Consider the following 23,467-nt stretch of genomic DNA (forward strand, 5'->3'; position numbering starts at 1 on the left):
GTTGATCTCCGAAGGGGGGCAACGGGCCCTCGCTCATGCCCGGCGTGCGGGCGGTTTTGCGCTCATGCCCGGCCCGCGGGAAGTTCCGCCTCGATGAGGTCGGCCGCGCGCAGCGTCCCGCCCTCCTCGGCCATCCCGGCCTGGATCGCCTTGAGCTTCCGGGCCACCTCGGGGTCGTCGACGAGCGCGAGGGCGATGGCGCGGAGAGTGTCGGCGGTGGCCTCCTCGGTGGTCAGGCACCGGGCCACACCGAGGCCCCGGAGCATCTCGGCGTTGCCGAACTGGTCCACGGCCTGCGGTACGGCGATCATCGGTGTCGCGGTGGCCAGCCCCTCCTGGCTGCCGCCCGCGCCGGCGTGCGTGACGAACAGGTCGGCCTGCCGCAGCACCGCCAACTGCGGGACCCAGGGGCGCACTTCGACGTTCTCGGGTACGACGCCCAGCTCGGCGGGGTCGACGTGCCGGCCGACCTGGAGCACGAGATGCCAGCCGGGCAGGTCCCCGAAGGCGGCGACACACTCCCGGTAGAAGGCGGGCTGCTTGGTGAACGCCGATCCGAGCGACACCAGCACCACCTTCTCGGCCCCGGCCGGACGCCGCCAGTCGCCCTGCGTGGCACGGTCGCCCTGACAGGCTCCGACGAAGGTGTACACGCGCTCGTCGACCCGGTCGGCGTTGGGCTGAAGCGCCTTGGGGATCAGGACGAGGGAGCGAGCGGGCCGGCCGACGAACGGATCCGGGTGCTGGGTGATCCCGTTCTCCGCCAGCCAGGCCGCGAAGCGGGCGTAGTAGGCCCGGCCGCGCTCGGTCCTGCCCGGCTCCGCCCACATCGGCTCGGCCACCTCCTCCTCGTAGCCGTCCCAGGCGACGAGGCTCGGCGAGAGCGAGATCGCGGGGACGCCCCAGCGGTGGGCGAGGACGCGGGCCGGATAGGAGGCGATGTCGTGCAGCACGAGATCCGGCTCGTCATCCCGGTAGACCTCGGCGAGCTGCGGCAGCGCCTGGATGGCGTCGTCCAGGAAGGGCTCGACGTTGTCCAGGAGGGTGGTCCCCCAGGCGGACGGGTCGGCGTCGGGCCCGGGCAGCACGGAGGTGTAGGGCACCGGCCGGGCACCGGTCTGCGCCACGGCGAACACCGGCGGGATCGCGTATGTGACGCGGTGTCCCCGCGCGACGAGCTCGCGGATCACCTCCAGGCTCGGGTTCACATGGCCGTGGGCGGCGATGGAGAACATGGCGATGTGCGCGGGAGTGGTCATGGCGTCGAGGCTAGGCGAGACGAGACGTCTCGTGCAATTCGATTCACCCGTCACCGGTGGGGGTCGGCGAGCACCCGGTTCCAGGTCTCCGGGTCAGTGGGCCGCACACCGGGTCCGACCTGTGCGAATGCGAGACTGGTCCGGATCGGAACGGGACACGGAGGCGGACGATGGACGAGGCACGGGCGCGGGACGTACTGGCCACGGCGGGAGTGCTGCCGGGGTCGGCACGGGACGCACGGCTGCTCGCCCTCGGGGAGAACGCGGTGTTCGCGGCCGGTGACCTGGTCGTCAAGGTGGGGCGGGACGCCGAACTTCTGGACCGGGCGCGGCGCGAGCTGGAGATCGCCGGGTGGCTGGCGGAGGCGGGGGTGCCCGCGGTACGCGCGGCCGGCACCGAGCCGCTTCTGGTGGAGGGTCACCCGGTGACCGTGTGGCACCGGCTGCCCGACGCCGTACGGCCCGCAGAACCACGGGATCTGGCCGAACTGCTCCGGCACGTCCACACACTGGACTCCCCCTCCTTCGAACTGCCGCCTCGCGAGCTGCTGGGCGGTGTGGAGCGCTGGCTGCGCCTGGCGGGTGACGCGATCGATCCCGCGGACGCGGCATATCTGCGGGAGCGGCGGGACGGTTTCGCCGCCGCGGCGGCCGCGTTGACGCCGCATCTGCCGCCGGGGCCGATCCACGGGGACGCGCTGCCCCGCAATGTGCTGGTCGGGCCGGACGGGCCGGTGCTGGTCGACCTGGAGACGTTCTCCGCCGACCTGCGGGAGCACGACCTGGTGGTGATGGCCCTCTCCCACGACCGCTACGGCCTGCCCGACGGGGCGTACGACTCCTTCACCGAGACATACGGCTGGGACGTGCGCACATGGGAGGGCTGCTCGGTGCTGCGCGGCGCGCGCGAGACGGCCAGCTGCGCCTGGGTCTCCCAGCACGCACCGAGCAACCCGAAGGCACTGGCCGAGTTCGAGCGCCGGGTGGCGTCACTGCGGGAGGGGGACGAGACCGTGCGGTGGTATTCGTTCTGAGTCGGTCGCGCGGCCCGGCGCTTCAGAACGAACGGTGATCGCGCTCGGGCCGGAGTCGCGCGGCCCGGCGCTACGGTGCGCCGCGCGTGGCCTTCACCGATCCGCCGTCCGTCAACTCCCGTACCGGCCAGGTCCCGTCCACCACCGCCGCCGCGTCCCCCTTGCGGCGCAGGAAGTTCTGGAAGTCCGCCGCCCACTCCGCGTACCACTCGATCTGGCGGCGGTGCAGTTCTGCCGGACCGAGAGACGCGATCTTGGGATGGCGGTCGGCTATCGCGACGGCCAGGCGGGCAGCGGCCAGGGCGTCGGCCGAGGCGTCGTGGGCCGCGTCGAGGCGGACGCCGTACTCGGCGCAGACCGCTTCGAGGTTGCGCTTGCCGCGGCGGTAGCGGTCGACCCAGCGGTCGATGGTGTACGGGTCGACGACCGGGGCGGGGTCGGCACCGCCCAGCCGGTCCGACAGGGACGGCAGCCCGTGGCGCCGCAGTTCGGCCGAGAGCAGGGTCAGGTCGAACGCCGCGTTGTAGGCGACGAGCGGGACGCCCGTCTTCCAGTGACTCGTGAGGACGCTCGCGATCGCGTCGACGACCTGGTCGGCCGGCCGGCCCTCGGCGACCGCACGCTCGGTGCTGATGCCGTGCACCGCCACCGCGTCCGCCGGGATCTCAACGCCCGGGTCCGCCAGCCACTCCCGGCTCCCTGTGGCCCGTCCGGCCCTGACCTCGATCACGGCCCCCGTGACGATGCGCGCCTCGCGCGGATCCGTCCCGGTCGTCTCCAGGTCGAAGCCGATGAGCAGCTCCCGGTGCCAGCCCATGGGCGGCCCCCCTTCTTGGTGGTGCTTTCCCCCAGTGGTCTCCACGATCGCATGCGCCACTGACAATCCGACGAGCGCGTTCCGTTTGTGTGCAAGGACAGTTCAGGACACAGAGCGCGAATCCACCCAAGCCAGCTCGAACTCCTCGCGATATGTGGGGAAGAGCCCGGCTTCCGGCACGTCGTCCGACTTGAGCGTCCGGTCGCCGTTGCGGAGCACCAGCACCGGCGACTCCATCCCCCGCGAGCCGCGCAGATAGGACTGCACCACGGCGACGCCGTCCGCGCCGTCGCCGTCCACGAGGTACGCCGTGAACCGGGGCGTCTCGTCGTAGACGTGGATCTCGAAGGCACCCGGGTCACGCAGGCGGGAGCGCACCCGGCGCATGTGCAGGATGTTCATCTCGACGGACCGGCTCAGTTCGCCCCGTCTCATCCCGAGTTCGCGCTCGCGCCGCTTCACCGCGCTGGAGGCCGGATTGAGGAAGAGGAGCCGTGCCCGGCAGCCGGACTCGGCGAGCCGCACCAGACGCCGTCCGGAGAAGTTCTGCACGAGCAGGTTGAGGCCGATGCCGATGGCGTCCAGCCGTCGGGCGCCGCCGAAGATGTCCTCGGCGGGGAACTGACGCATCAGCCGCACCCGGTCGGGGTGCACGGCGACCACGTCGGCGTACCGGTCGCCGACCAGGTCCTCGACCGCGTCGACGGGCAGCCGGCGCGCGGAGGGCACGTCACCGCCGGAGCCGAGCATCTCCAGCAGTCGGGCCGAGGCCCGTTCGGCCTGGTTGAGCACGGCCTCGGACAGCGCACGGTTGCGGGAGACCACGTTGCGGGTGACCTCGAGCTCGTCCAGGGCGAGTTCTACGTCCCGTCGCTCGTCGAAGTACGGCTCGAAGCACGGCCAGTGCTGCACCATCAGCTCGCGCAGCTGGGGCAGGGTGAGGAAGCTGAGTACGTTGTCGTCGGCGGGGTCGAGCAGATAGCCCTTGCGGCGGCTGACCTCGCGCACGGCGACCGCGCGCTGCACCCACTCCTGTCCGGCCGGTCCGGCGGCGGCGACCACCCAGTCGTCGCCGTGGACGGGTTCGTAGATCGGACGCAGCACGGCGGCCACGACCGCGCGCAGCCGCTGTTCGACGAGGTTCAGCCAGATGTAGGCACGGCCGGCCCGTTGTGCGCGCGTACGCACCTCGAGCCAGGCCTCGGCGTCCCAGTCCAGTTCCGGCCCGATGGCTCCGGCGTCCATCGGCCGGGCCAGGGACACCGCGCCGGGCGGGACGTCTGTGGAGTTCCCCTCGTGACCTTCGTCACCAGGGGGCAGCTCCAGCCCTCCCGAGCCCACCCGTGCACCGCCTTCCGCTCCCCCGAGCACTCCCCGTCTCAACGATCAAGGAAGGGTACTCCGGTACCGGTCGGCGGTGCAGCCGGATGGACAGGGTCGTTTCTCAACTTCGGTCTTCCATACGCCCGTTCTGATCAGCGAGCGCGGCCGGAGTGAGGGGATTCATAGCGGTGACATCGCGCGGCGCGAGGGAGAATCCCTGCCAGTGGACGGGCATGGGCTGCTGGTCCTCGTCGCGCGCGATGTGATGGAAGCCGACGTTCACCCACACCACGGGGTGAGTGAGCGTCTGTCCGTTCACCCATTTGTCCACCGTCCTGGGGTGACCGGCGGCGCAGCCCGGGTTGTTGCTCGCGAACTGCTCGCACCTGTCGTATTCGGTGAAGTAGACGTCGTGCCTGGTGAAGCCGTGGCCCGGGTACTTGGTGCCGGTGCCCTGGACGATCTCGTACGACCGGGCGTGGCCGTCCCTGTTCTTCCCGGCCGTGCTGACGACGCGCCACCAGCGCATGTTCCGCGTGTCACCGGCGAGTTCCTTGGTGACCTCGGTGCGGGTGGTCCGGTTCGTCGGCGCCTCCTGACCGCGCGCCGGCGCGCTGACCACGGAGTCGTACTGCTCGACACGGCTCTTGGCGGACCCGTCCAGGCCGAAGTCGAGCCGCCAGAAGACGTTGTGACTGTGGCTGGTGGCGTAGGCGGTGGCACCCTTGCCGATGGGCCAGCCGCGGCCGTCACCGGCGTCGTAGTCGACCGGGGAGAGGCTGCCGGTGGCGCCGACGTTCATACTGATCGTGCCGTCGTCCTGGAACCGCCACTCGGTCATGTACTCGTACCAGCCGACCCTGTTGACCGTGTAGACGAGCAGGTCCTTGCCCTGCTGCTGGTACACCTTGTCCCCGGTGTCGGCCTGCATGCGGTACGCGTGACCACGCGAACGGGTCGTGATGCACAGGCCGTTGACGTCGGGGTGCCGCGGGTCCCAGGCCTCGGGCACCTTGACCTTCCGGATGGTGCCGCCAGGACATTCGCCGGCGGCGAGGTTCATCAGGCCCTGGGCGAAGCCGAAGCCCGTGAGGTCGTCGTACTCGACGCTCCCGTCGTCGTACGGCACGTCGATCTGGCCGAGCCTGACGCCGGCGAGCACCTTGATCGGGGCGGCCTCGCCCCTGGGCTGGTAGGAGACGTCCTCCAGGACGAGTCCGGCCTTGCTGTCGTAGCGCCGGCACATGCGCCAGGTCGTGCCGGTGGAGAGCTTCTGCTCGATGCGGTAGGCCGCGCTGCAGTGGGGCGCCGCCGCCGAGGCCGACACGGGCCGGGCGACGGCCGGTCCCGCCCCGGCGCCGGCACCGACGGCCAGCGCGGCCACGGCCACGCCCACGGCGGCCCGCCTGCGGGCACGGCTGATCGTGTTCACACGCATGAAGACATGACTCCTCGTACAGGGAGGTGAGTGGGAGGAACGAACCCGTGCTCAGCGCCGGAGCGCGACGACCTTGCGGGCGCTGAGGTCGATCACGAGCGAGCGGGCGTCGATCCACGGCCCGTTCGTGACCTTCGGGAACAGCCGTACGCAGCGGTGCTCGCCGCACGCGTCGAGAGCGGCGGGCTGTGCGCCCGGTGTCGCGCGGTAGACCGCGCTGCCCAGCAGCAGTTGGTCGGGCGAGGTGAGTTCCTGTCCGGTGGCGTCCTGGTAGTCGGCCCTGAGGCCCGCGCCGAGCTTGTCGGCGATCAGCAGCTTCGCCGCCTCGACGTTCTCGTCGTGGCTCAGCGGCGGCTGCACGCCGTGCCGGGTGAGGGTCTCCTCGGTCTTCCCGGTGTCGAGGTTCACGGTCCGGGTGACGAGCGTGTCGTCGCGGTAGTCGTAGAACGTCACGTCCGCGCGGCGCGGCGCGTGCGGGTCGTCCACCTCGTCGGCGAACGGTTCGGCGAGGTCGACGCCGATGCGCTGTGGGCCGCGCCCGCCCTCGACGTTCTCGCTCGCGTGGAACAGCTGCCCGTTCGCCGCGATCCTCTCGACCCGTGACAACTCGTCGTCGGTGAGCGGGTCACGGCCCGTACCCCTCGCGCCCTCGGCCGGGGCCTGTTCGACGACGCCCGGCCCGGCCGCGTCCCGGCCCTGCCCCGCCTGCCGGGCGGTCGGTGTGCCGTTGCCCCTGGATCCTTCCGTGTCGTCGGCTCCCGCCGCGCCCGGCAGGGTGATCGCGGCCATCACCGCGGTCCCGGCCACCGCGACGGCCGCTCCGGCCACCACCTTTCCCAGATGGCGGTGCACCGACTCGCGCACATCTTCCCCCTGCTCCCCCTGTGTCCAGGGAGTACGTGTTTGCCCCACTGGTTCGGCATACGGCGTCACATGCGCCGCTGTATGCACTGGTCGCACGGTAAGAGGGAGGTGAGCCGGAGGGGGTTCCGTCACTTTCGGGCAGACTCGGGGTCAAGGCGCCCCCGGCGGCGCGGGACACCTGGAAGAGTCGTATCCATGCAGGTCTGGCCTGGAGAGGCATATCCCCTCGGCGCCACCTACGACGGCGCCGGCACCAACTTCGCGGTCTACACGGAGGCCGCGGACCGAGTAGAGCTGTGTCTGTTGCACGACGACGGCTCGGAGACGGCGGTGGAACTGCGGGAGAGCGATGCGTTCGTCCGGCACGCGTACGTGCCGGGTGTGATGCCGGGGCAGCGCTACGGCTTTCGCGCGCACGGCCCGTACGACCCCGGCCGCGGGCTGCGCTGCAACTCGGCGAAGCTGCTGCTCGACCCGTACGCGAAGGCGGTCAGCGGTTCCGTGCGCTGGGGCGAGGAGGTCTACGGCTACCACTTCGACGCGCCCGAGAAGCGCAACGACCTGGACTCGGCGCCGCACACCATGACGTCGGTCGTGATCAACCCGTACTTCGACTGGGGCGACGACCGCCGCCCACGCACCGAGTACCACCACACGGTGATCTACGAGGCCCATGTGAAGGGCCTGACAATGCGCCACCCGGGCCTGCCGGACGAGCTGCGCGGCACCTACGCCGCCCTCGCGCACCCGGCAATCATCGAGCACCTCGCCCAGCTGGGCGTGACGGCACTCGAGCTGATGCCGGTGCACCAGTTCGTCAACGACCACCGCCTGGTCGACATGGGCCTGAACAACTACTGGGGCTACAACACCATCGGCTTCTTCGCCCCGCACAACGCCTACGCCTCCTGGGGCGACCGCGGCCAGCAGGTCCTGGAGTTCAAGTCGGCGGTCCGGGCGCTGCACGAGGCCGGTATCGAGGTCATCCTGGACGTCGTCTACAACCACACCGCCGAGGGCAACCATCTGGGCCCGACGCTGTCCTTCCGGGGCCTCGACAACCCGTCGTACTACCGGCTCGCGGACGACCCGCGCTACTACACGGACACGACCGGCACCGGCAACTCCCTGCTCATGCGGTCCCCGCACGTGCTCCAGCTGATCATGGACTCGCTGCGCTACTGGGTGACCGAGATGCATGTCGACGGGTTCCGCTTCGACCTCGCGGCGACCCTGGCCCGGCAGTTCCACGAGGTGGACCGGCTGTCGTCGTTCTTCGACCTGGTGCAGCAGGACCCGGTGGTCTCCCAGGTCAAGCTGATCGCCGAACCCTGGGACGTCGGCGAGGGCGGCTATCAGGTGGGCAACTTCCCGCCCCTGTGGACCGAGTGGAACGGCAAGTACCGCGACACCGTGCGGGACCTGTGGCGCGGAGAGCCGCGCGCGGTCGGGGAGTTCGCGTCCCGGCTGACCGGCTCGTCCGACCTGTACCAGGACGACGGGCGGCGCCCGCTGGCCTCGATCAACTTCGTGACCTGCCACGACGGGTTCACGCTGCGCGACCTGGTGTCGTACGACCAGAAGCACAACAGCGCCAACGGCGAGGACAACCGGGACGGCGAGAGCTACAACCGGTCCTGGAACTGCGGTGTGGAGGGCGAGACCGGCGACCCGGACGTCCTGGCGCTGCGGGCCCGGCAGATGCGGAACTTCGTCGCCACGCTGATGCTGTCCCAGGGCGTGCCGATGATCAGCCACGGGGACGAGTTCGCGCGCACGCAGGGCGGCAACAACAACGCGTACTGCCAGGACAACGAGGTGTCCTGGGTGGCCTGGCCCGACGGCGGCGCGGAGCTGCTGGAGTTCACGCGCGCGATGGTCTGGCTGCGCAAGGACCACCCGGTCTTCCGCAGGCGGCGCTTCTTCCACGGCCGCCCCGTGGAGGGCACCCACGACGACCTCTCCGACATCGCCTGGTTCACCCCCGAGGGGCGGGAGATGACGCAGCGGGACTGGGACTCGGCGCAGGCTTCGGCGCTGACGGTGTTCCTCAACGGCAACGCGATCTCGGAGCCGGGCCCGCGGGGTGAGCGCATCGCCGACGACTCCTTCCTGCTGATGTTCAACGCCTCCCCGAAGCAGCTGGACTTCGTCGTGCCGGTCGACCACGGCAGGCAGTGGCAGGTCGTGGTCGACACGGCCCGCGCCGACGGGGTGCCGCCCGGTACGGGTCCCAAGGCGGGGGCGGGTGAGCGGCTGACCCTGGTGGACCGGAGCCTGACGGTGCTGCAACGGCCGGCGTAGCGGGTACGCGCGTGTGTCCGGCGAGTGGGCGGCGGGGCGTGGCCGTAGCGCGCGTGCCCCGGTCCTGGAGTATCACCCGTACGGGCGATACAGCCGGGCTCGCGCGCGTGGGTCAGGTGCGGGAGCGGTGACAGGAAGTTCGGCGGGCTGGGTACGTAGGTCTGCATGACCTCTGAGCGACCTGTCCCGGTGGTGCCGACAGCCACCTACCGGCTGCAGCTGCAGCCCGGCTTCCCGTTCTCGGCCGCCGCGGCCGCCGTACCGTACCTGGCGTCGCTCGGCATCTCGCATCTGCACCTGTCCCCCGTCCTGGAGGCCGTACCCGGCTCCATGCACGGCTACGACGTGGTGGACCACGCGCGCGTGCGCGCGGAGCTGGGCGGCGAGGAGGGGCTGCGGGCACTGGCGGTCACCGCGCGGGAGCACGGGCTCGGCCTGGTGGTGGACATCGTGCCCAACCACATGGCGATGGTCCCGCGCCACAACCGCGCGCTGTGGGAGGTGCTGCGGGAGGGCCCGAACTCCCCGTACGCGCGCTGGTTCGACGTCGAATGGGACACGCAGGGCGGACAGTTGCTGCTCCCGGTGCTCGGCGGCCCGCTCGGCGCGGAGATCGGCGACCTGGTGGTCGACGGCGGCGTGCTGCGCTACCACGACCACGCCTTCCCGCTGCGCGAGGGCACCGCGGAGCTGCCGCTGCCGCAGCTGCTGGACGCGCAGTGGTACCGGCCGGTGTGGTGGCGGCTGGCCCGGACAGAGCTCAACTACCGGCGTTTCTTCAGCATCTCCGAGCTGATCGGCGTGCGGGTCGAGGACCCGGAGGTGTTCGACGCGACGCACGCCAAGATCCTGCAACTGCTGCGCGAGGGCGTGGTCGACGGGCTGCGCGTCGACCACCCCGACGGCCTCGCCGACCCTGACGGCTACCTGCGCAGGCTGCACGAGGCGACCGGCGGACGGTGGACCGTCGTGGAGAAGATCCTGGCCGACGGGGAACACCTGCCCGCGTCCTGGCCCGTCGCGGGCACCACCGGCTACGACGCCCTGCGGCACGTCGGCGGCCTGTTCACGGACCCCGCGGGTGCCGGTGAACTCCTCGGGCAGTACCGCAGGTTCGCGGCCCCGCAGACGGACCGCGGCGGCGACTGGGACGCGACGGTGCGGCGGGCGGCGTACAAGGTGCTCACGCACGAGCTGGCCGCCGAGACGGGCCGGCTGACCCGGTTCGCGAGCCGCCTGTGCGCCACGTCACCGGACCCGGCCCTGCGCGACCGCGCGCCCTGGGCGCTGCGCACCGCACTCCAGGAGCTGCTGGTGCGGATGCGGGTGTACCGGCCGTACGATTCCGTGGACACGGCCGCCGTGGTCACCGAGGAGGCCGCCGCCGAGGCCCGGCTCGCCTTCGTCGTGCCCGAGGAGGGCGGGGCCGTCGACGTCGTACGGCGTCTGCTGCTGGAGCCCGCCGGGGGCGCGCCGGAGCGGGCGGAGTTCCGGGCGCGGTTCGGGCAGACGTCGTCGGCGCTGCGCGCCAAGTCGGTGGAGGACACGGCCTTCTACCGATATGTGCCGCTGCTGTCGGCGACCGAGGTGGGCGGCGATCCGGGCCGCCCCGCGGTGTGCCCGGAGGACTTTCACGCCTACTGCGCGCGCGTGCAGCGCGACTGGCCGGTCACCGGGACCGTGGTGTCGACGCACGACACGAAGCGCAGCGCCGACGTGCGCGCGGCGCTGGCGGTGCTGACCGAGTGCCCCGAGCGCTGGGCGGCCGTGCTCGCCGAGATCACCCGGGACGGCGAGGGGGTGCCGGACGCGCAACTGGCGTGGGCGGCCTGGCAGACGGTGTTCGGGCTCGGTCCGGCGGCGCCGGAGCGCGTCCAGGGGGCGCTGCTCAAGCATGTGCGCGAGGCGGGCCTTTTCACGAGCTGGACGGAGCAGGAGCCGCCGTACGAGGAGGCGGTGGCGGCGTTCGTCGCGGCGGGCCCGTGCGGGCCGCCCGGCGGGCATGTGACCGCCTTCCGGGACTCCCTGGCGCCCCACATCCGCGCGAACGTCCTCGGCACGGCCCTCGTCCATCTGACGATGCCCGGGGTGCCGGACCTGTACCAGGGCACGGAGGAGGAGTACCGGGCCCTGGTGGACCCGGACAACCGACGACCGGTGCGGTTTCCCTCCGGGGGGTCGGGCAGGTCCCGAGGGGTTGACGAGGCTGCGGGGTCCGGCGTGGCGGGCGAGCACCGGGGGCTCGGGAAGGCCGACGGCTCCGGAGAACCCGGCGGTTCCGAGAGGCTCGGTGAGAAGGCCGCCGTGACCGTGGCGGCTCTGCGGCTGCGTGCGCGGCGGCCGGACCTCTTCTGCGACACGGCGACGTACGCGCCGCTGGCGGCGGAGGGACCCGCCGCCGGGCACTGTGTGGCGTTCACGCGCTCCGGTGCGGTGCTCACGGCCGTGACCCGGCTGTCGCTGCGGCTGGCGGAGGCGGGCGGCTGGGGTGACACCCGGCTGCCGCTGCCCCCGGGGCGCTGGCTGGATCTCCTCGCACCGGAGCGGGAGTTCACGGGGCACACGCGCATGGCGGAGCTGTTCGGGCCGAGGCCGGTGGCGCTGCTCGAACGGATCGGGGACGCGGGCTGATGCACCCGGGCGCCCCCGGGAGCCTCCAGGTGCCTCCCGCGCAGTCTTCTTGACAGTTCACCTGACTCGTGCGGGACTGGGGGTGGCGATGCCGGACGGAGTAGTCGGGGGTGAGTCTCCTGCCGGAGCCGCGTTACCCCAGGGTTCCCGAACTGGTCGCATTCGCTAGGGCATTGACAGCTCGTCGGCCCGGCCTGTGCGCCCTGCGACAAGTGGGGGTCTCCCGCGCAGGAAGACCGCTCCACCTGCTGTCGGTGGGTCATGCCCAGCGCGCCGTACTGGTCGTCGCGGGCGCCCACGCCAACGAGCCCGCAGGGGGTTCCACACTCCTCGCGCTGGCGGAACGCGTCGTACGGGAGCGGGAGTTGCGGGCCGACACGTCCTGGCACTTCCTGCTGTGCGCGGACCCGGACGGGGCGAGCCTCCATGTGACCCCGGCGCCGCGCAGCCTGCTCGACTACCACCTGGGCTTCTACCGGCCCGCGGGACCGGAGCAGCCGGAGTGGTCCCCCGCCGCGCTGCCGCCCGACCGGCTGCCGCCCGAGACCCGCGCCCTGACCGGAGTGATCGACGAGCTGCGTCCCTACCTCCAGGTGAGCCTGCACGGGACCGACCTGGGCGGCAGCTGGGTGCAGTTGACGAAGGACGTACCGGGGCTCGCCGAGCCGTTCGCCAAGTCGGCCGCCGAGCTGCACATCCCGGTCGAGACGGGCGCCTCGGACGCCGCGGGCTGGCCCGCCACCGGGCCCGGTGTGCACGTGATGCCCGGCCCCGACTCGGGTGTGGCCTACCCGAGCATGCCGGACGACGCGCGGCACAGCACCTGGTACCACACGCACCGGCACGGCGGTCTCACGGCGGTGGTGGAGGTGCCGATGTGGGCCAGCGACCTGGTGGACGACCCGGCGCCGCATCCCGCGCCGGCGGCCGCGATGCGGCGGCTGGCGACACGGCTGCGGCGGGACGCGCTGGAAGTGGAGCGGGTCCTCGACGAGGCACTGCCCCGGCTGCCCGGGCCGGAGGGGCCGCTGCTGCGGGCCGCGAAGTGGGCGCTGGAGCTGATCCCGGGCCTGGCCGCCGACTGGACCGAGATGCCACCGGTCGACACGACCATGGCGTACGTCGGCAGTGTGGACGCCTTCGGACGGCGGCTGCCGCTGCGGGCGGCGGCGATGCTGCTGCGGGTGCTGAAGGAGGCCGACGACTGCGCCGCGCCCCGGCTCGAACAGCTCGTCGCCTCCTGGTGCGATGCCTTCGCGATACGGTTCCGCGCCCGCTGGGTGCCCTTGGAGCATCAGGTCGAGCACCAGTCCCGGACGGTGCTCGCGGCCGCGCTGCACGCCCGTGACCGGGCGTAGAGCCGGGAGACAAGCGCACGTGGAGCGAAACCGGTCTCCACGCGCGCGTGCTGTCGTCACCCGCGGACGCCGCTCAGCCGTCCAGCGCGAAGACCGACCCCGTCCGGGCACTCAGGACGCAGGTGTTGGCGAACGTCTCCCGGTACTCGACCGGCCGTCCGTGCCACTGCCCGCGTGCGTGGGCCGTCACCGGGGCGTAGATCATGGGGCAGACGGCGTCCTGGTCCTGCGGCATGGCGGCGATGTCGCCGTCCGCCGCCTCCAGTTCGGCACAGGCATCGGCGGCGTGCGGGCGGCCCTGGGGCCGGTCGCACAGCAGCAGGGTGCCGCGCGTGTCGCTGGAGCGGGCGTCGCCTCGGGTGACGGTGAGGTAGAGCCAGTCGCCCTGGAACTTGCCGCCCGGCACCGTGCGGGCGGGCTGGTGGGCGGCCTGCGCGGCCGGGACCGGGCCGACGGCGAGGAGCGCGACGGCCGCGAGCAGGGCGGCCCGAACGGCTGTCGCTGTGGTGGTGTTCTTCATTCCCTGTGCATCGGCACGGCGGCCTCGGTCCCCCACTCCGACTCACCCGAACGGGATCGCACGCGCGCGTGGAGGTGCGCCAGTTCGAACGCGCCGAGCACCACGCGCGTCTGGTACTCGGCCTGGCGCGCGACCGGGATCCAGCGCGCACCGAAGCCGTCGTGGTAGTCGGCGCACCACGCGTCGATGAGCCGGTCGAGGTCGGGCAGCGCACCGGCCGGGTCCTGGCCGGTGCTGCGGACGAGCCGGTGCAGGAGCCCGGCCGTGCGCAGCGGGAGCCGGCGCCCGGCGATGCGCAGGGCGGCCAGATGGGCGTTGTCGAGCACGGGGAGGGGGTGGGCCCCGCCGTCGTCGGTGTCGGGGTCCCAGGCGTCGGCGAGGCCGGGGCAGACCAGTAAATAGTCGTCGACCGGGGCGAGCAGCCTGGCCGCGTCGGGCGCCCCCGCCAGCTGGGGCCGGATGCGGGCCAGGACGCCGTCCAGGAGCCGTGTGTCGTAGCGGAGCGCCGCGCTGATGGCACGCAGGACCGAGTCCCGGTCCACGGGTGCCGAGCCGTCCTCCACGGCGGCCACGCCCCACATCGGGGCCTCGACGACCGCGGTGACCGTGCCGTGCCGGTGCGGGTGGAACCAGGTCGACTCGACCGCGGCCTCGGTGATGGCGGCGGCCAGGTCGCTGCGGTGCGGTGGCGGGATGCGGTAGACGGCGGGGCCGACCGGGGGCCAGTACAGGGTGTCGTAGGCGCCGAGTTCCCGCGGGATGCGCAGACGAGCGGCGGTGCGCCGGACGCGCTCGGCGAGGCCGGGCAGGTCGCGGGTCAGCTCGACGAAGCCGCCGCCGACGTCGACGCCGTGCAGCGAGCACTGGAGGAAGGGCCGCAGCTCGTCCTGGAGGGCCAGCAGGGCGCGGGTCTCCGGCAGTGCGGCGGCGGCCGCGCCGTCGGGCAGCCATTCGGGCTGTTCCAGGAAGCCGGGCCGGAAGAAGTTCCGGAAGTAGTGGCCGAGGGTGTACGGGCCGGACAGCCAGCCCTCGTTGCGGCGCGAGCCGTCGGGATCGAGGCACAGCAGCAGATGCCAGGTGGCGTCGGCGTTCACGGTGAGCCGGGGGTCGGCGAGGAGGCGTTCGGCGAGGTGCACGACGGTGGCGCCGCCCACCGGTTCGTTGGCGTGCGGACCGGCGACGACGAGCGCGTTGCGGCTGCCATGACCGATCGAAAGCAGCCACAGCGGTGTGCCCGCGCGTGAGGTACCGACGCGGCGCAGCCGGGCGTCCTCGGGCCGGCGGGCGGCGAGCGCGGCCGCATGGGCGCACAGCTCGTCCACGGTCGGATAGCGGAGGAGCGGCAGGGCACACCTCCACGAAACGGTGCTGCCGGATCACCTGGCGTGCATGGCGTACGCACAGTCAGTCACGACTTCAGGGGTACGTCAACACCGCGGTGGACAAGAGGTTTTCGGCCAGTGAGAGAGGTGTGTGCCCGGCGCGGAGGTTCAGCCGGCCGCGAGCCGGAAGGTCACATGCCCGAAGCCGACCTGGTCGCCTTCGCGGACGAGGGCGGCACCGATGACCCGGCGGCCGTTGACGGTGGTGCCGTTCGTCGAGCCGAGGTCCGTCAGGACCCACATCCCGCCCTGCCGGGAGAGTTCCGCGTGCACCCTCGACACGGTCTCGTGCGTGAGCCGCAGCCCGTTGACGGGATCGCGGCCGATGCGCAGCGGTCCGCCCATGCCGTGCGGCAGCAGCAACTTGGGCAACCGCTCGGCCTGCCAGGCCCGGCGCAGCCGGGCGGGAAACCCGGACACCGCCTCGACCGCTCCGAACACCATCCGCGAGAAAGCGCTCTCCCGGGGCAGATCGGCGGTGAGCGCGGCGAGTTCGTCCGCGCGGCGCGCGACGAGCGCGAGTTCCATGCGCCGTACGAACGTGTCGTGCGACAGCCGCCCCTTGACGACCCCGTCCCGGAGCACCTCAAGCACCTTGTCCCGGTCGGCGTCGGAGAGCCGCGCGGGATATGTGTTGAACTCGAAGGCCGACGTCACGTTCGTGATTGTCGGTCAGTGAACCCCGGGTGTCCAGGAAACATGGAAACGGTCCCCTTGCGCGTACTCGCAGCGGATCGATCTCTCTCACGGCACGATGGACCTGCTACATCACGGTGAGCAGACGAAGGGGAACCGTCCGTGCAGTTCGAGGTGTGGGCACCACAGGCAGACCGTGTGACGCTCCATTGCGGGGGCGTCACGCGCGCGTTGGAGCACGATCCCGAACGGGCGGGATGGTGGTCCGGGGAGGCGGAGGCGAGCGACGGCACACGGTACGGGTTCACACTGGACGGCGGTCCGGTGCTGCCGGATCCGCGCTCGCGCCGCCAGCCGGACGGTCCCGACGGCCTGAGCGCGGTCGTGGACCACGGCCGGTACGCGTGGCGTGCGGCGTGGCAGGGGCGCGCGCTGCCGGGGGCGGTGCTGTACGAGCTGCACGTGGGGACGTACACGCCCGAGGGCACGCTGGACGCGGCGGCGGAGCGACTGGGTCATCTCGTCGAACTCGGTGTCACGCACGTGGAGTTGATGCCCGTGTGCCCCTTCCCCGGCTGGCACGGCTGGGGGTACGAGGGAGTCTCGCTGTGGGCGGTGCACGAGCCGTACGGCGGACCCGAGGCGCTGAAACGGTTCGTCGACCGGGCGCACGGGCTCGGCCTGGGTGTTGTCCTCGACGTCGTGCACAACCACCTCGGCCCGTCCGGGAATTACCTGCCCGCCTTCGGACCGTACTTCACGGAGACGCACCACACGCCGTGGGGGGCGGCCGTGAACCTGGACGCGCCCGGCTCGGACGAGGTGCGCGCGTTCCTCGTGGGCAGCGCGCTGGCCTGGCTGCGCGACTACCGGATCGACGGGCTGCGGCTCGACGCGGTGCACGCGCTGCGCGACACCCGCGCGTACCACTTCCTGGAGGAGCTGTCGACGGCGGTTGACGGCCTCGCCGCCGAACTGGGGCGGCCGCTGTTCCTGATCGCCGAGTCGGACCTCAACGACCCGCGGATCGTCACCCCGCGCACGGAGCACGGCCTGGGGTTGCACGCACAGTGGAACGACGACTTCCACCACGCCCTGCACACCACGCTGACCGGCGAGTCCCAGGGCTACTACGGCGACTTCGCGCGCGAACCGTTCGCCGCTCTCGCCAAGACGCTGACGGGTGGCTTCTTCCACGACGGCACGTACTCGAACTTCCGGGGCCGCCACCACGGCCGTCCGCTGAACCGCACGGAGGTGGCGGCGCACCGGCTGCTCGGCTACGCGCAGACCCATGACCAGGTCGGCAACCGCGCCCAGGGCGACCGCCTTTCGGCCGCCCTCTCCTCCGGTCACCTCGCCTGCGCGGCCGCGCTCACGCTGACCGGGCCGTTCACACCGATGCTGTTCATGGGCGAGGAGTGGGCGGCGGGCACGCCCTGGCAGTTCTTCACCGATCACACCGATCCTGAGCTGGCGGAGGCCGTACGGCTGGGCAGGCGACGGGAGTTCGCGGCGCACGGCTGGGCGAAGGAGGACGTGCCCGACCCGCAGGACCCGGCGACCTGGGAGCGTTCCTGCCTGGACTGGTCGGAGCCGGAGCGCGAGCCCCACGCGCGCGTACTGGCCTGGTACCGCCGGCTCATCGTCCTCCGCAAGGAACAGGCGGACCTGACCGATCCCGACCTCGCGGACATCAAGGTGGCGTACGACGAGGAGGCCCGCTGGCTCGCCTTCCGCCGCGGGGACGTCCGGGTGGCGGTCAACCTCGGCAAGGAACCGGCAGCGATCCCCCTCGGCACGCGCCGCGCCCGGGTGCTGGCGGCGTGGGAACCGGTCGAGGCACCCGGCCCGGACGGCCTGCTGCACGTACCGGGCGAGTCGTGCGTGGTGCTGACGCAGGAATGAGAAGCAGCCGTTGTCCGACTACGGCTCCTCGTCCGTCGCACCGCCCCTGAACTCCGTCGTCCGTTCCAGGAGGATCGCCTCCCAGGCGCGGCGGAGCTGGGTTCTCAGCAGGGTGACGGGGGCCGTCCCGCGGCCGTCGAGGCTGTCCGTGAGGTGGAGGACCGTGTCGCAGCGGGCCAGCCAGAGGCCGCGCAGACAGGGGCGGGCCCCGTAGCCGGCGAGGGTGGCGGCGCGCACGGCGGCGCCCGAGCCGACGGCGAGGACGAGTCCGGCGATGTCCTCGGCAGGGTCGCCGATCGCCGCGTCGGTCCAGTCGAGGACGCCGCGCACCCGGCCGTCGGGGCTCACGACCAGGTGCTCGCCCCTGAGGTGGTGGTGGACGAGGACCGCGGTGCCGGGCTGCGCGGCGAGCTGCGCCGCACCCGGCGAGGTGAGCTGGCGGAGCCGGGCGGGGTCGAACTCGTCGGCGGCGCCCAGGCGCTCACCTGCGTGCACGGCCATGCGCCGCAGCGCCTCCAGGGAGCGGGGCGCGGTGCGCGGCACACCGAGCGACTCGGCCTGCCGTGCGGGCACCTCGCGCAGCCCCGTGAGCAGCCCGGCGAGGTCGGCCTCACCGACGGCGGACACGTCGTGCTCCTCCGCCGTACCGCCGGGCACCAGGTTGTCGAGCGTGTACGTCAGCCCGGGCGCCCACTCGCCGTGCGCGACGCTGGTCGGGACGGTGACGGGCAGGTGCGGGCGTACGAGATCGCGCAGCCGCAGCTCGCGGCGCTGACGCACGGCTGCTTCGCGGTCGGGCGCCAGGCGCAGCACATGGCGGCTGCCGACCCACCAGGTGTGATGCCCGGCTCCCTCCGCGACCGGGCGCACGTCGGGGCCCGCGGTGCCGTCCGCGCCGTCCTTGAGGAGCGTACGGACCAATCGGCGGACGATGTCCGCGGTGGGAGTCGGTGCCTGGGTCATGGGTCGCGCCGTAACCGTTCGGAAGTGCGTCGAGGTGGTGTCTCCTGGGGGCCGGGTCAGTCGACTATGACCATCTCGCGGGTCGTGTTGTTGAGGCGCCGGCCGCCGTCCTCGGTCACCGTCACGATGTCCTCGATGCGCACCCCGAAGCGGCCGGGCAGATAGATGCCGGGCTCCACGGAGAAGCACATGCCCGGCACGAGGGGCTGCTCCTCGCCCTCGATCATGTACGGCGGCTCGTGCGTGGTGACGCCGATGCCGTGGCCGGTGCGGTGGATGAAGTACTCGCCGTACCCGGCGTCGTCGATCACGGCGCGGGCGGCGCGGTCGACGTCCTGGCAGGCGGCACCGGGCCGTACCGCCCGGAAACCTGCCTCCTGGGCGGCACGCACGATGTCGTGGACCGCGCGTTCCTCCTCGCTCGGCGCACCGACGTGCACGGTGCGGGTGGTGTCGGAGCCGTAGCCGTCCTTGAGGCCGCCGAAGTCGAGGACGACCATGTCGCCGTCCTGGATGACACGGTCGCCGACCTCGTGGTGCGGGTTGGCGCCGTTGGGTCCCGAGCCGACGATGGTGAAGTCGACCTGGGAGTGTCCGAACCGGCGCAGCAGGTCGGCGAGGTCGTGGCCGACGTCGGACTCGCGCCGGCCGGAGAAGGGGACCTTCCGGATCTCCTCGAACGCGGCGTCTGCCGCCGCGCCCGCGGCCGCGAGGAGTTCGAGTTCCGCCACGTCCTTCACCGCGCGCAGCATCGGCATGGCGTCGGTGAGCGCGGCGTAGGAGGTGCCGGGCAGGGTCTTCTGCAGGCCGAGCAGGTGCAGGGCCCAGGTGTTGTCGCTGATGCCGAAGCGTCCGTCGGGGGCGAGGAGCGCGCCGGTGAGGGCGTAGGGGTCCTTGCCGTCGGTCCAGCAGCGCAGGGTCAGGCCGGGCGCGCCGGGCGCCTTCTCCGCGTCCGGGGCCTCCAGCGCGGGGACGACGAGCACCGGGTCCTGTCCGGCGGCGAGGACGAGTACGGTGAGCCGTTCGGTGACCGCGGTGGGCGTGTAGCCGGTGAGCCACACCAGGTCGGGTCCCGGGGCGACGAGCAGTCCCGCGAGGCCGGCGTCGGCGGCGGCGTGCGCGGCGCGCACCATCCGGGCCCGGTAGTCGTCGGCGGTGAAGGGCGCGGGCGTACTGCCGGTCATCCGGTTCTCCCAGGTCGTGTGCGGCGGCGGGGCAAAGGACCACGGGCAGCATCCTGCCCGGACACGGAGGGCGGCGCGAGCCGGTTACGGCGGTCCCGCAGCCCGTGTCACGGCGATCCATCGACCTGCTAACGCATCATCCTTGATCAACCATTAATTCTAATGCTTGGATGCCTTTCGCACGTTAGAAGGCCTCCGGGGAAGGCGGACAACAATGCTCGTACTCGCACACATCAGCGATCTCCATCTGGACGGAAGCGTACGGGCCACCGAGCGGGCCCTGCGGGTGCGTGACCGGCTGTGGGAGCTGCCGGAACAGGTGGACGCGCTGCTGGTGACCGGGGACATCGCGGACCACGGCGCGGAGGCGGAGTACGAGGAGGCCGCCCGCATCCTCGGGCTGCGCGACGGCGACGCCCCGTTCCCGGTGCTCACCTGCCCGGGCAACCACGACAGCCGCGCCCCGTACCGCAAGGCGCTGCTGGGACACCCGGCCGACGAAGGACCGGTCAACAGCGTGCGGCTCCTCGACGGCGGCGCGGTGCTGATGTGCGACTCCAGCATCCCGGGCGAGGACGACGGGGCGCTCGACGAGGAGACGTACGGCTGGATCGAGGCGACCCTGGACGAACTCGACCCTGACATGCCCGCGTTGCTCGCGCTCCACCACCCGCCGGTCGCGCTGCACCACCCGCTGCCAGACTCCTACCGACTGGCCGAACCGGATCGGCTGGCCCGGCTGCTGGCGCGCCGGCCCGCGATCGCGGGGCTGATCACCGGGCACGCGCACACGCCCGCCGCCACCGTCTTCGCCGGACGCCCGCTCGTGGTCGGTCCGGGGGTGACCTGGACGCTTCGGCTGCCGTGGGAGGGCGAGGGGGTCGCGGACCGGGACGCGCCGGCCGGGTTCGCCTTCCATGTGCTGGACGACGGAGGGCGGTTGACGAGCCACTTCCGTGTGGTCACGTGACGATGCCGGGGACGGCCGTCAACTTCTGGAAATTGCCGTTCTCATGACGTACCGTCAGGGCCACCTCGGTCCCGGGGGTGGCGTGGGCGACGGCGCGTGCGAGGTCGGCCGCGGAATCGATGCGCGCCGATCCGAACTGCAGGAGTACGTCGCCGCGCACCAGGCCCGCCGTGTAGCCGGGGCCGGGAAGATGAACGCCGACGACCAGCGCGCCGACTCCCCGGGCGTCCACGGCCTCCACACCGAGGGTCGCGCGGGTGGTCTGGGTCTGCGTGGGGCTCGGGGCCGCGGTGGACGGTCGGACGGGAGCGGACGGGTGCGGCGGCGGTGCCTGGCGCTGCAGTTCGGCGAGTCTGCTCATGCCGATCACCGTGGCGCTGACCGTGCCGATGCCGACGCCCGACAGGACGAGGACCGTACCGGCGAAGACCCCGAGCAACGCGGCCCTCAGCCGCCGTCCGCGCCGTCGCGCGGCGTGCGGCCGCCGGACGGGACCGGCCGTGCCGCCCTCCCGTCGCCCCTGACCCGGCATCGGTTTGGGACGCAACACTGTCTGTTCCATGGTTCGCCTCCGGTGGTGAACTACCCGGCGCACGCGGGCGCGACGAGCCACGAACGAGTGAGACTGACCTGGGGGAAGCGGGGAAATCCTCCAGCTCGGCCGACGGAAAGCGCGGGTGGCCGGTCCGGGAGGAAACCGTGGGCGCGGCGGGCGAGGTAGGAGGCCTTGTAGCGGTCCACGCTCCGGTGCCAGTTCAGGATTCCGGCCAGCCAGTTGCGCAGGTCGGCCACGTACGCCTCCAGCGCCGCGCGCCCCTCGGACGTCAGCTCGAAGTCCTCGTTCACGACAGGGAGTTCATGCGCCACGACATGCTCGAACTGCTGCAGGCGCTGCGTCATCAGGTCGTGCACGACACGGAGTGCGGTCGGATGGTCCGCGCCGAAGAAGTTCTGCACGACGAGGACGGCGTTGTGCATCTCGCCGTCGTACTCGATCTCCTTCTGGTAGGAGAAGACGTCGTTGAGCAGGCAGGCGTAGTCGACGGCGGCGTTCTCCAGCGAGCGCACGGGTCCACTGCGGTACACCTCGGGCGGGATCGAGGGGCCGTGGCCCATGCGGCACAGGCTCAGGGTGAGGTCGGAGCCGAAGGTGGCGCGGCGCATCTCGAGATAGTCGACCGGGTCGGGAACGCGGTTCTGCAACTGGTTGGACAGCTCCCACAGCCAGCTCGCCGTCATCGTGTCCACCGCCCGCTTCACGGCGCCCCGTTGGCCGTCGGTCATCTCCGCCGTCGTCCGGGACCACAGGTCGAGGAGCGCGCGCTCCATGCCGTTGGCCGGGACGGGCAACGGCTCGCCGGCGGGCGGCATGCAGGCCGACAGCCGGGCGGTGGCCGCCTTCGCTCCGGCCAGGTCACGGCGGTGCCCGAACACCAGCGGGTAGTAGTCGTCGGCGTACGTTCCCCAGGTGAGCCACTGTGAACTGAGGTCGAGGGCGTCGGCGGTGGCGTCCGGGTCCAGGCCGGCGGCGCACAACGGGAGGTCGCCGGCCGCGAGTTTGTCCTCGTCCCAGACGCCCTCCTCGAGGAGGCCCATGCGGTGCGCCCAGCCGGGCAGACGCTCCCGGGCTCCGTCCAGGTGCGGGGACAGCTCCAGCGCGAAGGGCATGGCGAAGTCCGGCAGCACGGACGGGCCGACCTTCTGGAACGGCACGTGCGCGTACGCCCGCAGATGCTCTGCGGCGGCCGAGGCGAGCAGTGCGCCCACATCCGCCGCGGAGACGCCGGCCCCGGTCGGCCCGTGCCACGGCGAGGCGGATGCGGCGCCCTCGTTCATGTACCGGCTGGAACGCAGGTGCCATTCGTGGCCGCCCGACTGCCAGTCCTGCAGTCCCTTCGTGTAGGCGGCGACGGCGACGACCTGGTCCGGGGCGAGGCCCTTCTCCAGTGCCAGCGCCGGGACTTCGGTGAGCGCGGTGTGCTCGAACTGGTGGAGGCGTGAGGTGAGGATGTCGTTGACGGCGTCGGCGGCCTCCTGCGTGGTGCAGCCGAAGAAGGTCTCCAGGACGAGCACGCCGTTGCTGTTCTCGCCCTCGTCCTCCACCTCCCGCTGGTAGGAGAAGAGGTCGTTGCGCAGGTGCACGGCGTCGGAGAAGGTCTCCATCAGCACCCGCAGGGGCCTCGACTCCGCGACGGAGGCGGGCACTTCGGCGGTCACGTACTCGACGAGCCCCGCCGACCAGGGGGCACCGCCCACCTTGCGGCGCATCTCGATGTACTCGACGGGGTTGGCGATCCGCCCCTCGTTGATGTTGGACAGCTCCCACAAGGACTCGTTGAGCAGGTGCTCGGTGGCGACGGCGAAGCGCCGGCGCCAGCCGGCGGACATCGATGGAACGGTGCGCGCCCACAGGTCGGCGAGGCCCGCCTCGACCGGGTTCTCCGGCTCCGGTACGGGAGTCGACAGGTCGAGCGGCATGAACGACGGAAGCCGGTCGAGGTGGGCCTTGCCCGCGGCCCGGTCCTGGGTGCGCTTGTACATCTCCAGGAAGTGGTCGTCGAAGAAGAACACCCACACGTACCAGTCGGTGATCAGGGAGAGGGCCGTGCCGTCGCAGTCGGGGTGGGTGTACGCGCACAGCAGTCCGTAGTCGTGCGCCTCGAGGTCGGCCTGGTCCCAGATTCCCGAGCCCTCCAGCATGCCCATCTCGCGTGCCCACACGGTCGAGTGGGCACGCGCCTCGTCGACCTGCGGGTTCAGCCGCGCGGGGTACGGCATGTAGAAGTGCGGGAGTTCGAACGGCTGCGTCATGGCCGGGTCCTGCCCGTGGCCCTGCGCCGCCATCCGTGCGGCGGCACGTGATCACACCTTCGCGT

17 protein-coding genes and 1 pseudogene are annotated in these 23,467 nt (G+C 72.1%); 6 read left to right on the forward strand and 12 right to left on the reverse strand.

Going from position 1 to position 23,467, the window contains the following annotated elements; all coding sequences use genetic code 11:
- Window positions 1-62 precede the first annotated feature (62 nt).
- Window positions 63-1,302, reverse strand: a pseudogene (gene mgt / locus IEZ19_RS17905) (macrolide-inactivating glycosyltransferase).
- 127 nt (window positions 1,303-1,429) lie between these two features.
- Between mgt and IEZ19_RS17910 the strand changes: the two are divergent.
- The gene (locus tag IEZ19_RS17910; RefSeq protein WP_189312202.1) at window positions 1,430-2,293 is read left to right on the forward strand and encodes a phosphotransferase enzyme family protein; all 864 of its coding nucleotides are present in this window, start codon (window positions 1,430-1,432) and stop codon (window positions 2,291-2,293) included.
- A gap of 70 nt (window positions 2,294-2,363) precedes the next feature.
- On the opposite strand, the gene IEZ19_RS17915 is transcribed toward IEZ19_RS17910, so the two are convergent.
- From IEZ19_RS17915 to IEZ19_RS17930, 4 genes are all read right to left on the reverse strand, one after another.
- Window positions 2,364-3,110: a 3'-5' exonuclease gene (locus IEZ19_RS17915; RefSeq protein WP_189312203.1), complete on the reverse strand. Its 747-nt coding sequence runs from the start codon at window positions 3,108-3,110 to the stop codon at window positions 2,364-2,366.
- Window positions 3,111-3,212: 102 nt separating this feature from the next.
- A complete protein-coding gene (locus IEZ19_RS17920) occupies window positions 3,213-4,451 on the reverse strand; it encodes a DUF5919 domain-containing protein (RefSeq protein ID WP_229840443.1) in 1,239 nt (412 codons plus the stop codon).
- A gap of 103 nt (window positions 4,452-4,554) precedes the next feature.
- On the reverse strand, window positions 4,555-5,871 hold the full coding sequence (locus IEZ19_RS17925; RefSeq protein WP_189312204.1) for a copper amine oxidase: 1,317 nt from the start codon (window positions 5,869-5,871) through the stop codon (window positions 4,555-4,557).
- Between the two features lie 51 nt (window positions 5,872-5,922).
- On the reverse strand, window positions 5,923-6,735 hold the full coding sequence (locus IEZ19_RS17930; protein ID WP_189312205.1) for a Tat pathway signal sequence domain protein: 813 nt from the start codon (window positions 6,733-6,735) through the stop codon (window positions 5,923-5,925).
- Window positions 6,736-6,930: 195 nt separating this feature from the next.
- Between IEZ19_RS17930 and glgX the strand changes: the two genes are divergently transcribed.
- The 3 genes from glgX to IEZ19_RS17945 all read left to right on the forward strand — a co-directional run bounded on the left by glgX (window position 6,931) and on the right by IEZ19_RS17945 (window position 13,028).
- Window positions 6,931-9,039, forward strand: a complete 2,109-nt coding sequence (glgX, locus tag IEZ19_RS17935) for a glycogen debranching protein GlgX (protein WP_189312206.1) — start codon at window positions 6,931-6,933, stop codon at window positions 9,037-9,039.
- A gap of 165 nt (window positions 9,040-9,204) precedes the next feature.
- Complete coding sequence (gene treY / locus IEZ19_RS17940) at window positions 9,205-11,670, forward strand: malto-oligosyltrehalose synthase (RefSeq protein ID WP_189312207.1); 2,466 nt, start codon at window positions 9,205-9,207, stop codon at window positions 11,668-11,670.
- 110 nt (window positions 11,671-11,780) lie between these two features.
- Window positions 11,781-13,028 carry a M14 family zinc carboxypeptidase gene (locus IEZ19_RS17945; protein ID WP_189312208.1) on the forward strand — a complete coding sequence of 416 codons (1,248 nt, stop codon included), beginning with the start codon at window positions 11,781-11,783 and terminating at the stop codon, window positions 13,026-13,028.
- 73 nt (window positions 13,029-13,101) lie between these two features.
- On the opposite strand, the gene IEZ19_RS17950 is transcribed toward IEZ19_RS17945, so the two are convergent.
- The 3 genes from IEZ19_RS17950 to IEZ19_RS17960 all read right to left on the reverse strand — a co-directional run bounded on the left by IEZ19_RS17950 (window position 13,102) and on the right by IEZ19_RS17960 (window position 15,587).
- Window positions 13,102-13,548, reverse strand: coding sequence for an SSI family serine proteinase inhibitor (locus tag IEZ19_RS17950; protein ID WP_189312209.1), 447 nt, complete (start codon window positions 13,546-13,548; stop codon window positions 13,102-13,104).
- Window positions 13,545-14,870 (reverse strand): M14 family zinc carboxypeptidase, encoded by a 1,326-nt coding sequence (locus IEZ19_RS17955; RefSeq protein WP_189312210.1) that lies wholly within the window; start codon window positions 14,868-14,870, stop codon window positions 13,545-13,547. The genes IEZ19_RS17950 and IEZ19_RS17955 overlap by 4 nt, the downstream gene beginning before the upstream one ends.
- Before the next feature lie 168 nt (window positions 14,871-15,038).
- Complete coding sequence (locus IEZ19_RS17960; RefSeq protein ID WP_189312211.1) at window positions 15,039-15,587, reverse strand: FHA domain-containing protein; 549 nt, start codon at window positions 15,585-15,587, stop codon at window positions 15,039-15,041.
- A gap of 141 nt (window positions 15,588-15,728) precedes the next feature.
- Here IEZ19_RS17960 and treZ point away from each other — a divergent pair, with 141 nt between their 5' ends.
- Entirely contained in the window at window positions 15,729-17,474 is a 1,746-nt protein-coding gene (gene treZ, locus IEZ19_RS17965; RefSeq protein WP_189312212.1) for a malto-oligosyltrehalose trehalohydrolase, read from the forward strand.
- A gap of 18 nt (window positions 17,475-17,492) precedes the next feature.
- Here the strand turns inward: treZ and IEZ19_RS17970 are convergent, their stop codons facing one another.
- Complete coding sequence (locus tag IEZ19_RS17970) at window positions 17,493-18,437, reverse strand: phosphotransferase family protein (protein ID WP_189312213.1); 945 nt, start codon at window positions 18,435-18,437, stop codon at window positions 17,493-17,495.
- A 56-nt stretch (window positions 18,438-18,493) separates the two neighbouring features.
- A complete protein-coding gene (locus IEZ19_RS17975) occupies window positions 18,494-19,621 on the reverse strand; it encodes an aminopeptidase P family protein (RefSeq protein WP_189312214.1) in 1,128 nt (375 codons plus the stop codon).
- Between the two features lie 214 nt (window positions 19,622-19,835).
- Here IEZ19_RS17975 and IEZ19_RS17980 point away from each other — a divergent pair, with 214 nt between their 5' ends.
- Entirely contained in the window at window positions 19,836-20,591 is a 756-nt protein-coding gene (locus IEZ19_RS17980) for a metallophosphoesterase (protein WP_189312215.1), read from the forward strand.
- Here IEZ19_RS17980 and IEZ19_RS17985 read toward each other — a convergent pair.
- Both IEZ19_RS17985 and cyc2 read right to left on the reverse strand, forming a co-directional pair.
- Window positions 20,584-21,153 carry a PDZ domain-containing protein gene (locus IEZ19_RS17985; protein WP_189312216.1) on the reverse strand — a complete coding sequence of 190 codons (570 nt, stop codon included), beginning with the start codon at window positions 21,151-21,153 and terminating at the stop codon, window positions 20,584-20,586. The two genes, IEZ19_RS17980 and IEZ19_RS17985, sit on opposite strands and share 8 nt — an antisense overlap.
- 20 nt (window positions 21,154-21,173) lie before the next feature.
- Window positions 21,174-23,402, reverse strand: a complete 2,229-nt coding sequence (gene cyc2 / locus IEZ19_RS17990; protein ID WP_229840445.1) for a germacradienol/geosmin synthase Cyc2 — start codon at window positions 23,400-23,402, stop codon at window positions 21,174-21,176.
- Window positions 23,403-23,467 lie beyond the last annotated feature (65 nt).

It is taken from the genome of Streptomyces brasiliensis (genome assembly GCF_014647875.1).
Classification (GTDB): Bacteria; Actinomycetota; Actinomycetes; order Streptomycetales; family Streptomycetaceae; genus Streptomyces; species Streptomyces brasiliensis.

Excerpts from the sequence above, each read along its gene's own strand:
- IEZ19_RS17925 (WP_189312204.1), bottom strand. The coding sequence starts at position 5,871 with ATGCGTGTGAACACGATCAGCCGTGCCCGCAGGCGGGCCGCCGTGGGC.
- IEZ19_RS17970 (WP_189312213.1), bottom strand. The coding sequence starts at position 18,437 with ATGACCCAGGCACCGACTCCCACCGCGGACATCGTCCGCCGATTGGTC.
- cyc2 (WP_229840445.1), bottom strand. The coding sequence starts at position 23,402 with ATGACGCAGCCGTTCGAACTCCCGCACTTCTACATGCCGTACCCCGCG.
- IEZ19_RS17910 (WP_189312202.1), top strand. The coding sequence starts at position 1,430 with ATGGACGAGGCACGGGCGCGGGACGTACTGGCCACGGCGGGAGTGCTG.
- glgX (WP_189312206.1), top strand. The coding sequence starts at position 6,931 with ATGCAGGTCTGGCCTGGAGAGGCATATCCCCTCGGCGCCACCTACGAC.
- IEZ19_RS17985 (WP_189312216.1), bottom strand. The coding sequence starts at position 21,153 with ATGGAACAGACAGTGTTGCGTCCCAAACCGATGCCGGGTCAGGGGCGA.
- treY (WP_189312207.1), top strand. The coding sequence starts at position 9,205 with ATGACCTCTGAGCGACCTGTCCCGGTGGTGCCGACAGCCACCTACCGG.
- IEZ19_RS17975 (WP_189312214.1), bottom strand. The coding sequence starts at position 19,621 with ATGACCGGCAGTACGCCCGCGCCCTTCACCGCCGACGACTACCGGGCC.
- IEZ19_RS17915 (WP_189312203.1), bottom strand. The coding sequence starts at position 3,110 with ATGGGCTGGCACCGGGAGCTGCTCATCGGCTTCGACCTGGAGACGACC.
- IEZ19_RS17950 (WP_189312209.1), bottom strand. The coding sequence starts at position 13,548 with ATGAAGAACACCACCACAGCGACAGCCGTTCGGGCCGCCCTGCTCGCG.
- IEZ19_RS17980 (WP_189312215.1), top strand. The coding sequence starts at position 19,836 with ATGCTCGTACTCGCACACATCAGCGATCTCCATCTGGACGGAAGCGTA.